Annotated in this window: 12 protein-coding genes; 6 read left to right on the plus strand and 6 right to left on the minus strand. The window is 63.7% G+C overall.

What is annotated here, in order from left to right; genetic code table 11:
- Nucleotides 1-82: 82 nt before the first annotated feature.
- Together AC5JJ6_RS24335 and AC5JJ6_RS24340 are read left to right on the plus strand one after the other, a co-directional pair.
- Entirely contained in the window at nucleotides 83-244 is a 162-nt protein-coding gene (locus tag AC5JJ6_RS24335) for a hypothetical protein (RefSeq protein WP_496044540.1), read from the plus strand.
- 27 nt (nucleotides 245-271) lie between these two features.
- Entirely contained in the window at nucleotides 272-637 is a 366-nt protein-coding gene (locus AC5JJ6_RS24340) for a thiol-disulfide oxidoreductase DCC family protein (RefSeq protein WP_496044541.1), read from the plus strand.
- A gap of 60 nt (nucleotides 638-697) precedes the next feature.
- On the opposite strand, the gene AC5JJ6_RS24345 is transcribed toward AC5JJ6_RS24340, so the two are convergent.
- From AC5JJ6_RS24345 to cynS, 5 genes are all read right to left on the minus strand, one after another.
- A complete protein-coding gene (locus AC5JJ6_RS24345) occupies nucleotides 698-2347 on the minus strand; it encodes a flagellin (RefSeq protein ID WP_496044542.1) in 1650 nt (549 codons plus the stop codon).
- A 252-nt stretch (nucleotides 2348-2599) separates the two neighbouring features.
- Nucleotides 2600-4324: a bifunctional protein-serine/threonine kinase/phosphatase gene (locus AC5JJ6_RS24350; RefSeq protein WP_496044543.1), complete on the minus strand. Its 1725-nt coding sequence runs from the start codon at nucleotides 4322-4324 to the stop codon at nucleotides 2600-2602.
- 69 nt (nucleotides 4325-4393) lie between these two features.
- Nucleotides 4394-5233 carry a formate/nitrite transporter family protein gene (locus AC5JJ6_RS24355; protein WP_496044544.1) on the minus strand — a complete coding sequence of 280 codons (840 nt, stop codon included), beginning with the start codon at nucleotides 5231-5233 and terminating at the stop codon, nucleotides 4394-4396.
- A 484-nt stretch (nucleotides 5234-5717) separates the two neighbouring features.
- Nucleotides 5718-5909, minus strand: a complete 192-nt coding sequence (locus AC5JJ6_RS24360) for a DUF1348 family protein (protein ID WP_496044545.1) — start codon at nucleotides 5907-5909, stop codon at nucleotides 5718-5720.
- 33 nt (nucleotides 5910-5942) lie between these two features.
- Nucleotides 5943-6389: a cyanase gene (gene cynS / locus AC5JJ6_RS24365; RefSeq protein ID WP_496044546.1), complete on the minus strand. Its 447-nt coding sequence runs from the start codon at nucleotides 6387-6389 to the stop codon at nucleotides 5943-5945.
- Nucleotides 6390-6552: 163 nt separating this feature from the next.
- On the opposite strand from cynS, the gene AC5JJ6_RS24370 reads away from it, so the two are divergent.
- From AC5JJ6_RS24370 to AC5JJ6_RS24380, 3 genes are all read left to right on the plus strand, one after another.
- Nucleotides 6553-8508, plus strand: coding sequence for a sigma-54 interaction domain-containing protein (locus AC5JJ6_RS24370; protein WP_496044547.1), 1956 nt, complete (start codon nucleotides 6553-6555; stop codon nucleotides 8506-8508).
- A 79-nt stretch (nucleotides 8509-8587) separates the two neighbouring features.
- Nucleotides 8588-9115: a hypothetical protein gene (locus AC5JJ6_RS24375; protein ID WP_496044548.1), complete on the plus strand. Its 528-nt coding sequence runs from the start codon at nucleotides 8588-8590 to the stop codon at nucleotides 9113-9115.
- Between the two features lie 86 nt (nucleotides 9116-9201).
- Nucleotides 9202-9420 carry a PepSY domain-containing protein gene (locus AC5JJ6_RS24380; protein WP_496044549.1) on the plus strand — a complete coding sequence of 73 codons (219 nt, stop codon included), beginning with the start codon at nucleotides 9202-9204 and terminating at the stop codon, nucleotides 9418-9420.
- Nucleotides 9421-9444: 24 nt separating this feature from the next.
- On the opposite strand, the gene AC5JJ6_RS24385 is transcribed toward AC5JJ6_RS24380, so the two are convergent.
- A complete protein-coding gene (locus tag AC5JJ6_RS24385) occupies nucleotides 9445-10491 on the minus strand; it encodes an AI-2E family transporter (protein WP_496044550.1) in 1047 nt (348 codons plus the stop codon).
- Nucleotides 10492-10716: 225 nt separating this feature from the next.
- On the opposite strand from AC5JJ6_RS24385, the gene AC5JJ6_RS24390 reads away from it, so the two are divergent.
- Nucleotides 10717-11000 (plus strand): iron-containing alcohol dehydrogenase (locus AC5JJ6_RS24390; protein ID WP_496044551.1); only part of this gene is annotated, 284 nt, incomplete at its 3' end.

Genomic DNA, 11000 nt, shown 5'->3' on the forward strand with positions numbered 1-11000 from the left:
ACTCATATTGCGAGCTCCAGCGCAACCCTTTTTGTCAACCCCGTGAGCAATCACCCTGTCGCAGCCTTTGGCGGGGTTGCTCGTGGGACTCTTCGCCGGTATGTCCGGCGCCGGCGGCGTTATCCTCGCGCTCTCGGCTGTCATGGGGCTGACCGGCGTGTTGATCACGGTGTTCCGAAGGCGCAGGAACGGCGTCCCGGTCGTGGCATTGCGGCCGGCGGCGGGCGATCCGGACGCCGATTGACGCATGGAGGAACCAGGTGATCGAACCATGGCCGAACTGACCGTCTGGCACGATGGCGCCTGTCCCCTCTGCCGGCGCGAGATCGCTCTGATGCGCCGGCTGGACCGCCGGGGCGCCATCCGCTTCATCGATGTCGCCAGCGACGATGCCTCCTGTCCGATCGACCGCGCCGCACTGCTTGCCCGCTTCCACGCACGGGAAGACGGCCGGCTGCTGTCCGGCGCCGCCGCCTTCGCCGCGATGTGGCGCGCGATCCCGCTGCTCCGTCCCTTGGGCATCGCCGCCCGCAACGGATATGTGCTGGCGGGGCTGGAGCGGGCCTATATCGCTTTCCTGCATGCCCGCCCCCTGTTCCAGCGACTGGCGCGGCGTTTCGAGAGCAGGGGCGTGTGAGGCGGCGCAGGCTCGCTTGCGTCCGCCGTGGTCCGGTCCGTGCCGTCTGCGGGCAAGTTCTTAGAGTCCGAACAGCTTCAAGAGAATGCGCGGCTCCTGATTGGCGATACTGAGGCTGTTCTGACTTAACTGGAGCCTGACCGCCATCGCCTGCTGTTTAGCGCTTTCCTTGCCCAGATCCGCATCGGCAATAGCGCCGGAGCCCTGTTTTTCCGCATCGATGAGAGAGTTCACGAACTCGGTACGCTGCACCAGGGATCGGGCGGTGCTGGCGTATTTCTGAGCCCATAAGCCAAGCGTCTTTTCGGCTTGGTCGATCCTAAGGAGCGTCTGTCTGGCATCGTCCGCCGTCGCGAGGCTGGCGGTATCCAGTCCGAGGCCCTGGGCCGTGAGGTCGGTTTCACGGATCGGAAGGGACTCGCCCTCCGTGGAGTTGATCGTTTCGAGTTTGGTCGACCAGGTTCTCGTTGCATAGACAGGCGTGGGCAAGCTTACTGCCTTGTCCCACGATGCGATCGCCACGCTATGGCTGGCGCCGGTGCCGTTGTTCTCCACGGCCGTCACGACGAGACTGCCGCTGGTCAGGCGTCCCGGAGTCGAGGGCGCAGGGACATTGCCGTTGAAAGACAAAGTCGTATTGGGAGCCACGTTGGTCCACGTGCTCAAACCCTGATAAGCCGAATATGTGTTTCCTTGGGAGTCTTTGGTAGTCGATTGGAAGCCCAGGACAACATGCCGTGAACTGGTGTCCGCCGGGTTGTTCGGCTGGATGCTGAATGTGGCCTGGACCGGCCCTCCGGCAGGAGGCGACGGCGGTGCCGCGACAGGCGGCGATCCGAAGCCGACGCTTCCGACCAATTGATACAGGCCGGCGACACCCTGCGGCAGACCGGTGACCACATCGTCCCAGGATGCTACGACGGACGGAGATTCGGCAAACTCGTCGCCATCGGGTGCCGGATACAGGCCGCTTAGGGACGCTACCACGCGGCCTCTCACCGCCGCTGGCGAAACCGCTGGAATGGTAAGCGAAGCCGACACGGTCTCCACCTCCCCGGGAGCATGATAGATCGATGGATCCATGGTGGCAGTATCCAGATCCTGCGACTGCCAGACGCCGCTGCCGTCGTCCCATTCATAGCGGTAGGCGATTTCCGCACGCATTCGTTCGGGCTGTTCACCTCCGAACGTGAAATCCATTCCTATGTCGAACTGCTCTCCGGGTTCCGGCTGGATATCGGCGCCCCCGGTAAAGCTGCGCCCGCCCAGCGCTATCGAAACCCTATCGGATCCAACACCGTCGATCAGGTTCAGAGAATTGAACGTCGCTTCCTTCGCCGTGGCGGTCAACCGATCACGGGCGCTGTTGAAAGCATCCTGAACATGCCGGCGCTGGTCGCCGACCAAGGAAGTATCCGCCGCAAGGACGGCTTTCTCCCGGAGGCTCTGGAGTTGTTCGAACGAAGTATCGATGGCCTTGTACGTCAGGTCGAGCAGTCCGAATACATTCTGCCGCCTTTCCATCAATGCGCCGAGCGCCGCGCTGTGCGATGAGATGCGCGTGGTGACCGACCAGGAAGCACCGTCATCGTAAGCATCCGCCACCGCAAGGCCGGTGCTGATGCGCTTTGACGTCTTGGCGGATATCTCCTGGAGGTTTTGAAGTTGCTGGACCGCTATCAATGCGTTGCTGTTGAGTAACCCAATCATAAAATACCTATAGGATCATGTAAGATCTCAGTACATTGAGGTATATAGCAATATTCATACCAAACAAAATTCCAAGTATATTTGGGTATCATACGCAGATATTTATCAAAACGGAGTATTGTTGCTGTGAACTTATTTCCTCAGGGAAAACTTTGCCTACCCATGCCGGCTTCCGATGCCGCATCGTCAGGAGATTGCGCCGCCCGCGAATTTCCTGTCGACCAACAAACCGGCACGGCTGCTGTCCGACGATTACCGCCTGACGACGAGGAACACGACGACGACCGCGAGGATCAGCGACAGCGTCTGCCAGAACGCCAGTGGGTCGCGCTCGATCAGGGGAGCGCTGCGGTCCGGCAGGTAGTCCGGGTTCGGCCGGCGCAGGTCGGCGATGAACTCCGAGACCGCTTCGTGGCGCTTCAGCGGATCGGGATGGACGGCGCGGCGCAGGGCGTCGTCCAGCCAGTCGGGAATGCGGCGCGACCCGTTCCGCGCCGTCGCATAGCGGAGCCGGCCCTGTGCCTTGCGGCTGCGGGCCTTCGCGACCTCCGCGCCGTAGGGGAGCCTGCCGGTCAGCATCTCGTAGGTCACGACCCCGAGCGAGAAGAGGTCGGACTGCTCCGTTCCCGGATGGCCGAGGAAATATTCGGGTGCTGCATACTGTGCCGTCCCCAATATCTCGTCATCGTCGAACTCTGGTGCTGCTTCGCGGACGCCGGCTACCCTGGTCGATCCGAAGTCGATGATCTTAACGGCGCCGTCGCGGTCGATCATGATGTTTTCGGGACGCAGGTCCTGGTGAACCATCTCCAGGCGATGGAAAGCCCGCAGACCTTTGCCGATCTGCTCGACGTTGCCGCGCACCGTCTCGAGATCCGGATGGGGATTGTCGAACATCCATTGCCGCAAGGTCCGGCCCTCGACGTATTCGGTGGCCGTGTAGAGGAAGTTTCGCCGGCGTCCGGGGTCTGCCGCCTTGAGCACGTGGGGACTGCCGATGCGCCGCGCTATCCATTCCTCCATCATGAAGCGCCGGAGATAGGCTCCGTTCTCGCGCAGGTCGACCGAGGGAAGCTTGAGCGCGACCTTCTCGCCGGTTTCCCCGTCAGCCGCCAGGAAGATGTGGCTGCGGCTGCTGGAATGGAGCTGCCGCAGCAACCGGTAGCCGTCGAAGTCGCCGGGTGCTTCGGGCAAGGGAGGGGCGGGAAGGGTATCGATCCGGCCGAAAAGGTCGCCTGCGTCTCCGTCCGGCAGGGCGTCGATGCGCGCGATCTGGATCGTCAGGTTGTCGGTGCTGCCCCGGGTCAGCGCTTCTTCGACGATCCGCCGGGCGGCAAGGTCCAGATCGCCGCCGGATGCCGCGATGGCCTGCGTGACGGTGCGGGGCGGGACATGCTCGTAGACGCCATCAGTGGCGAGCACGAACACGTCGCCCGGACTGAGGTCGAGGATGCGGTAGTCGATCTCGACGTTGGGTGCGGCGCCCAGCGCCCGTCCGAGATAGTTTTCCTGCGAGGAAATCACGACCCGGTGATCCTCGGTCAGCTGCTCGAGCGTCTCGCCGGCGAGGCGGAAGATCCGGCAGTCGCCGATGTGGAAGAGATGCGCGCTGCGCGATTTCAGCACCAGGGCGCTCAGCGTGCAGACATAGCCCCGGTCGGGATCATGGGCGTGCCGGCCGCGTCTGGTTTCCGCATGGAGCCAGGAATTGGCCGCATCGATGACGCGCTGGGCCGAGGTCTTGACCGACCAGGCGTCGGACGTGCAGTAGTAGTCGGTGAGGAAACTCTTGACTGCCGATTCCGAGGCGGTCCCGCTGACCGGGCTGGAGGAGATGCCGTCGGCGAGCGCCAGCGCCACGCCCTTTGACGCAAGGACGTGCCCCTCCGGGAGCAGTGCCCCGTGAAAGTCCTGGTTCCGGTCCTTGCGGCCCGGATCGGAGTGCTGCCCGACCGAAACGGCGAGTTTGCCTGCCATGCCTACCTCTTGACGGAAGCCCCGCCCGGCCATCGGTTTGGCCGGGCGGGGCTTCCGGGCGCCTTGGACCTACTCGGCCGCTACGCGCAGCGGGCGCCGGTCAACGGTGCGCTTGGCGCCCGTCTTGATATGGGTGGAATAGAGGGTGAGGCCGACGAAGGCCAGTCCGCCGACAAGGTTGCCCAGGACGGTCGGGATCTCGTTCCAGATCATGTAGTCCATGATCGAGAAGTTGCCGCCCAGCATCAGGCCCGACGGGAACAGGAACATGTTGACGACCGAATGCTCGAAGGCCATGCCGAAGAACAGCATGATGGGCATCCACATCGCGATGACCTTGCCGGGGACGGAGGTCGATACCATGGCCCCCACGACCCCGGTCGAGACCATCCAGTTGCACAGCACGCCGCGGATGAAGAGCGTGAGCATGCCGGCGGCGCCGTGGGCGGCATAGCCGACGGTGCGGGATTCGCCGATCGATCCGATCTTCTGGCCGACGGCGTCCGGCGCCGTCGTGAAGCCGTTGGTGAAGACGATCGCCATCATAAGCGCCACGGTCAGGGCGCCGGCGAAGTTTCCGACGAACACGAGCCCCCAGTTGCGCAGCACGCCGGCCACGGTGACACCCGGCCGCTTGTCGATCAGCGCCAGCGGCGTAAGGGTGAAGACGCCCGTCAGCAGGTCGAAGCCCAGCAGGTAGAGCATGCAGAAACCGACCGGAAACAGGATCGCGCCGACGATCGGAATGCCGGTCTGCACGGCCACCGTCACCGCGAAGACCGCGGCGAGCGCCAGGATCGCTCCGGCCATATAGGCGCGGATCAGCGTGTCGCGGGTCGACATGAAGATCTTGGACTCACCGGCGTCCACCATCTTGGTGACGAATTCGGCGGGAGCGAGATAAGACATTGCTTGGTCCTTCCTGGAGGATCGTATCCGGCGGAGATCGGATAAGGTTCGGTCGGTACCGCTCACCCGCAGAACAGGGCATGCGGAATGCTGAGCGCCCCGTGAGGAGCGCTTTCTTCGATGGTCATGCTGTGGAACGAGGCATGGCGCCGCGTTCCTGCGATCCCGCTTCCCAAGGAAGCAGTGTCGCGATCACACAGCACCGTTGCTGTCCGCCCGATGGGCGATGATGTCAGGATGCGCCGCGCCGTTACGGCCTGATTACTTCTGGCATCCCAGGAGAAAACTCTCCGGATCGAAGTAAACTCTGACAAAATTCTTCTACTCCGAAACCGAGTTTGCGATCAAGAGATAAATCTCTCCGCTGACTAGAACAGTCTGTATTAGGAATGGAGAGTGACGTCCAATCCGGACTCTCTAAGGCGTGTGAACTGTCCTTGCTAGACTGCCCTTTTTAAAAGCATGACTTGCCGCAAATTTCAGCTCATCGAATACCAAGCTTCGCGGCGTTGCGGTGCCCGTACTGGAAGCGAACGGCGATGCGGTTCTCGTGGACGACCCGGAGTTCTGTGACCAAGCGGTCGTCCAGTTGCTCTGCCCATTTTTCGGTCAGGAAGCCGACGATGGCTACCCGTCCCTCGAAGATTTCCGGCCGTTTCGGTAGGTGCGCCGGCAACGGGGGGACGGGCGGCCATGGGCGGGCGTTCTTTCAGTAGGACTTGTAGGGCAGGAACTTGCCCGACATCGTGATCTGGACGCGGTCGCCCTTGGGATCGGGCTTGCGCTCCATCACCATGTCGAAGTCGATGGCGCTCATGATGCCGTCGCCGTATTCCTCCTGGATCAACTCCTTCCAGGTCGTTCCATAGACCGACACGAGCTCGTAGAATCGGTAGATCAGCGGATCGGTCGGAACGGCGGTCGGCAGGGAGCCGCGATAGGGGATCTCCTGGAGGAGCAGGGTTTCCTCCTCGTCCAGTTCGAAGATGTCGGCGGCGACGGTTGCCTGCTCCCTGGTCAGCTTCATCTGGCCCAGCAGGGCCGCCGTGATCAGCACCGGCGAGCAGCCGCCGATGCGGCCGTTGATCTCGGCCCAGGACAGGCCCTTGAGGCGCTTCTTGCTGAGGATCTTCTCGGTGACGGCTTCGCGCTTCATGGCGGATCTTCCTTCGGGGGTCGGGATTGGAACGGGGCGGGAGGCCTGTGGAGGTGTTCAGCAAGCGGCGTACCAATCTGTCTTTTGCGGAAAATCGGCGAAATTCCGCCGATTTTTCAGGAAGAGGAATTGACGAGAACTCGTGAATCACGAAAACTCGTGGATGGATTCACGTAATTTCGTCAAATGGGGCGTTGCGTTCGACTGCGGGATCGAGGCGGCGCTGATCGTCGATCCGGCCTCCGGCCGCATCCTGGACGCCAATCCCGCCGCTTGCCGCCTGCTCGGCCAGGATCGCCAGCGGTTGCGCGCCACGCCGGTCACGGACCTGCACCGGGGACAGGAGGCGCAACTCGTCGTCTTCACCGAGGCGGTGCTGAACCGGGGCTCCTACCGGTCGCGCGGGCTGGCGCCCCTCCATGCGGGGGAATCCGAACTGCGGCTGGAGTATTCCGGGGTGCTGCTGGCCGAGGGTGGACAGGAAGGGCCGGCGATCCTGCTGACGCTGTACGATCTGGACGGTCACCGGCGGCGCGAAATCGACGCCGAGGCCGAGCTTTACATGCGCGACGGCATCGGCGAGTGGCGGCGCGTCCAGCGTGTGTTCCAGAACATCGAGCGGGAAAGCCAGCTCATCCTCCAGGCCGCCGGCGAGGGGATCTACGGCATCGACGCGGAGGGCAAGACGACCTTCGTCAACCCGGCGGCGGAACGCATCCTGGGATGGTCGGCGGAAGACCTGCTCGGACTGAACGTCCATGCCATCGTCCACCACCACCGGCCCGACGGCACGCATTATCCCGAGCAGGACTGCCCGATCTACATGGCATTCCGCGAGGGGCGGGTCCGGCGGGTGTCCGACGAGGTGTTCTGGCGGCGCGACGGCCGGCCGGTCTGGGTCGAGTATACCAGCACGCCGATCCGCAGCGGCGCGCGGGTCATCGGAGCAGTCGTGGTGTTTCGCGACATAACGCAGCGGCGCGAGGCCGACGAGCGCCTGCGCGCGGCCCTAGCCGAGGTCGATCGGCTGCGTAAGCGGCTCGAACAGGAGAACGCCTATCTTCAGGAGGAAATCCGGATCACCGGCAAGCACCGGGGCATCATCGGTCGGAGCGGCGCCATCCAGCACATCCTTCGGCAGGTCGAACTGGTCGCCCCGACCGATGCCAGCGTGCTGGTGACAGGCGAGTCCGGGACCGGCAAGGAACTGATCGCGCGGGCGATCCACGACGCGAGCCGGCGCAGCGAGCGTCCGCTGATCCGGGTCAACTGCGCGGCCATCCCGCGCGAGCTGTTCGAAAGCGAATTCTTCGGCCATGCGCGCGGCGCCTTCACCGGGGCATTGCGCGACCGGGTCGGACGGTTCGAACTGGCCGACGGCGGCACGCTGTTCCTGGACGAGGTCGGCGAGATCCCGCTGGCGCTCCAGGGCAAGCTGCTCCGCGTGCTCCAGGAAGGGCAGTTCGAGCGGGTCGGGGAGGAAAGGACGCGGAAGGTCGATGTCCGCATCGTCGCCGCGACCAACCGGGATCTGCGCGCCGAGGTCGAGCAGGGGCGTTTCCGGCAGGACCTGTATTTCCGCCTGAACGTCTTTCCGATCGAATCCCCGTCGCTGCGCAGCCGGGCCGAGGACATTCCGATACTGGCGGCGCATTTCCTGAGGGATGTCAGCGGCAAGCTGAACTCGGGCGACCTGACGCTGAGCGAAGGCGATGTCCGCAGGCTGGTGGCTTACAGCTGGCCGGGCAACGTCCGCGAGCTTCAGAACGTGATCGAGCGGGCGGCGATCCTGGCGCGGCACAGCCGCATCCACATCGACCTGCCGGCGCCTCCGGTCCGGACGGAGGAGCCTCGCACCGAAATGGAGGAGGGTGCCGTGCCGCAGGTCGAGACGCGACAGGTCGAGACGCGGCAGATCGAAACGCGGCAGATCGAAACGCGAAACGACCTTCGCGAGCGGGAGCGCGCGAGCATCCTCGCGGCGCTGGATGCAGCCGGCGGAAAGATATCGGGAGCTGGAGGGGCCGCGGAGCTGCTGGGCATGCGGCCGACGACACTTTCATCCCGCATCAAGGCCCTTGGCATTGCGTTCGGGAGAACAGGGCAGCAGAAGATCTGAGTTGAAAAACATGGAAATCAAGACCTGGAAAATCCCGACAAGGATCTAACTAAAGACACCGATCGGAAGACCAGGGAGGATGTTCATGAGTGTACCCATCTCTACTGAAAAGCGGGCGCTGACTGCAAAAGAGTTCGAGGTCGTCGAGCAAACCCACTATCCGGCGATTTGCGAGCTTTCCAGGGAAGCCTTGACAGACAGTCTCAAATTGCTCCGCGAATACCGCAGGAAGGCGCGGGATCGTGCCCAGCAGCAGCGCCGCGAGATGCGCGGCAAGGCCGAACCTCGCGGAATGGCCGCCGCCAGCGACAACGCCGGCACCGAGCGCAAGGGCGAGATCCTTTCCGGTGCGTTGAAGCGCGTCAACCGGGAGCTGGCGCGTATCGGGAAAGCGGAGAAACCCAATGGCCAAGGTGACTTCGCCCGTCGTGCGCTGGAATTGAAACGCGAAAACCGGATGCGCCATCACCCCAGTTCGGGCCGGACCGCCAATCGATCCATGACGATGGTCGAGAACCAGGAACCGACGGTAAGCGTCGATCCCCGCGAGATCGGCCGGGTGTCACAGGCCGTGAAGACCGGTCAGGCGCGCCGGGACTCCAACTGATCCCTGAAGACGAAGGTGTCGTGAAGCACACCGCAGGAGCAGTCGATGTTGAGAGGACTTGCCGCAATCCTGGCCCTGGGGACGATGTGCGCGGCCATACCGGCACTGGCCGACGCGCCGCCCCACAGAACGCCCGGCCGCTGTCTCAGCTGATCGCCATCGTCGAGCAGAACGACGACGTGGCCTATATCGAGGATGTCGATTGGGACGATGACGGTTACTACGAGGTCGAATACCGGACCCGGAACGGCGGCGATCGCGAAATCAGGATCGATCCCGTCTCGGGCGAGATCCGGAGCGATTGAGGGAGGGCTTCGGCCCTCCCCCCGTCATTTTCCCCGCGGCCATGCGTTGAGAACCGCATGAACGAGTGTCGCCAGCGGGATGGCGAAGAAGATGCCCCAGAACCCCCAGATGCTGCCGAACACCAGCAGCGCCACGATGACGGCGGTCGGGTGCAGGTTGACGACCTCCGACAGCAGGAGCGGGGCCAGGACGTTGCCGTCGATCAGCTGGATCACCGCATAGGCGCCCATGACCCAGAGAAAATCCGGCCCCATTCCCCACTGCGCGTAGGCGATCACTGCGACCGGCAAGGCCGCGAGCGCCACGCCGATATAGGGGATGAAGGTCGACACGCCGGTCACGATCGCCAGCAGGGCGCTGAACTGAAGGTCGAGCAGCACGAACGCCAGATACGTGACAGCCGCAACGATCAGGAACTCGTAGATCTTGCCCCGGACATAGCCGCCGATTTCCGCATCCACTTCCCGCCAGACCTGATCGGCCAGAGGCCGCTCGGGCGGCAGGAACTTGAGGACCCAGTTCAGGATGAGATCCTTGTCCTTCAGGAAGAAGAAGACCAGCATCGGCATCAGGATCAGATAGACGACCACGTTCACGACAGCCGGCAGCCACGCGACCGAGGCGCTGAGGATCCGCTGCCCCATCAGGATCAGGTCGTTGCGGAGCGACGCCAGGAACTCGCGGATCTGCTGGTCTTCGAACAGGTCGGGATACCGCTCGGGCAGTTCCAGTATCAGATCCTGAGTCAGGGTGAGGATCGCCGGGAGCTGCTGGACGAGTTGGGCGATCTGGGCCAGCAGCAGGGGCAGCAGGATCAGGAAGATCGCCAGCAAGCCGGCGACGAACAGCGAAAAGATCAGGCCGACCGCCAGTCCGCGCGGTACCCGGCAGCGTTCCAGCAGGGCGATCGCGCCGTCCAGCAGGTAGGCGATGACGATGCTGGCGATCAGCGGCGCCAGGGTGTCGGCGGCGACCGCGAGGATGCCGAAGCCGGCTATCAGGAGGATGGCGAGCAGCACCACCTGGGGGTTGGCGAAGTTCCGGCGGAACCATGCGGTGACGATATTCATCCTGAAGGGCTCGCAAGTCGGTAATGTCAGATGCAGGTCGCTCCCGCCGGCAAGCCGGAAACCCTGCCCGGATCGTCGCCGCCAGCGCGTTGAAGGTCAAGACAAGCCCGACGCGCCGAATTCGCCCGGATGATGATAGAGCTATCGGCGGTTCCGGACGACGATGGCGGATAAGGCCGGCGACGATCAAGGCGCCCGGTGTCGAGGCGAAGCGTGAGGACAGCAATGAAATCATTCGAACTCAAAGTGAACCCGGCGCGGATCGTCTTCGGACCGGACACGCTCGGGCGGACCGGCGATATGATCCGCGAACTCGGCTGCTCCCGCGCGCTCGTCCTGTCGACGCCGAATCAGAAGGGGGCAGCCGAGACTCTCGCCGCCGGTCTTGGAGATCTGGCGGCCGGGGTCTTCGCCGGCGCTACGATGCACACGCCGGTCGATGTGACCGAAAAGGCGCTGGCCGTGCTTACCGAACTGCGGGCGGATTGCACCGTCGCCTTCGGGGGCGG

It is taken from the genome of Skermanella sp., from assembly GCF_059503625.1.

What these genes read in the sequence shown, in the direction of transcription:
- AC5JJ6_RS24340 (WP_496044541.1), top strand. Translation starts at nt 272, where the DNA reads ATGGCCGAACTGACCGTCTGGCACGATGGCGCCTGTCCCCTCTGCCGG.
- AC5JJ6_RS24345 (WP_496044542.1), bottom strand. Translation starts at nt 2,347, where the DNA reads ATGATTGGGTTACTCAACAGCAACGCATTGATAGCGGTCCAGCAACTT.
- AC5JJ6_RS24350 (WP_496044543.1), bottom strand. Translation starts at nt 4,324, where the DNA reads ATGGCAGGCAAACTCGCCGTTTCGGTCGGGCAGCACTCCGATCCGGGC.
- AC5JJ6_RS24355 (WP_496044544.1), bottom strand. Translation starts at nt 5,233, where the DNA reads ATGTCTTATCTCGCTCCCGCCGAATTCGTCACCAAGATGGTGGACGCC.
- cynS (WP_496044546.1), bottom strand. Translation starts at nt 6,389, where the DNA reads ATGAAGCGCGAAGCCGTCACCGAGAAGATCCTCAGCAAGAAGCGCCTC.
- AC5JJ6_RS24370 (WP_496044547.1), top strand. Translation starts at nt 6,553, where the DNA reads ATGGATTCACGTAATTTCGTCAAATGGGGCGTTGCGTTCGACTGCGGG.
- AC5JJ6_RS24375 (WP_496044548.1), top strand. Translation starts at nt 8,588, where the DNA reads ATGTTCATGAGTGTACCCATCTCTACTGAAAAGCGGGCGCTGACTGCA.
- AC5JJ6_RS24385 (WP_496044550.1), bottom strand. Translation starts at nt 10,491, where the DNA reads ATGAATATCGTCACCGCATGGTTCCGCCGGAACTTCGCCAACCCCCAG.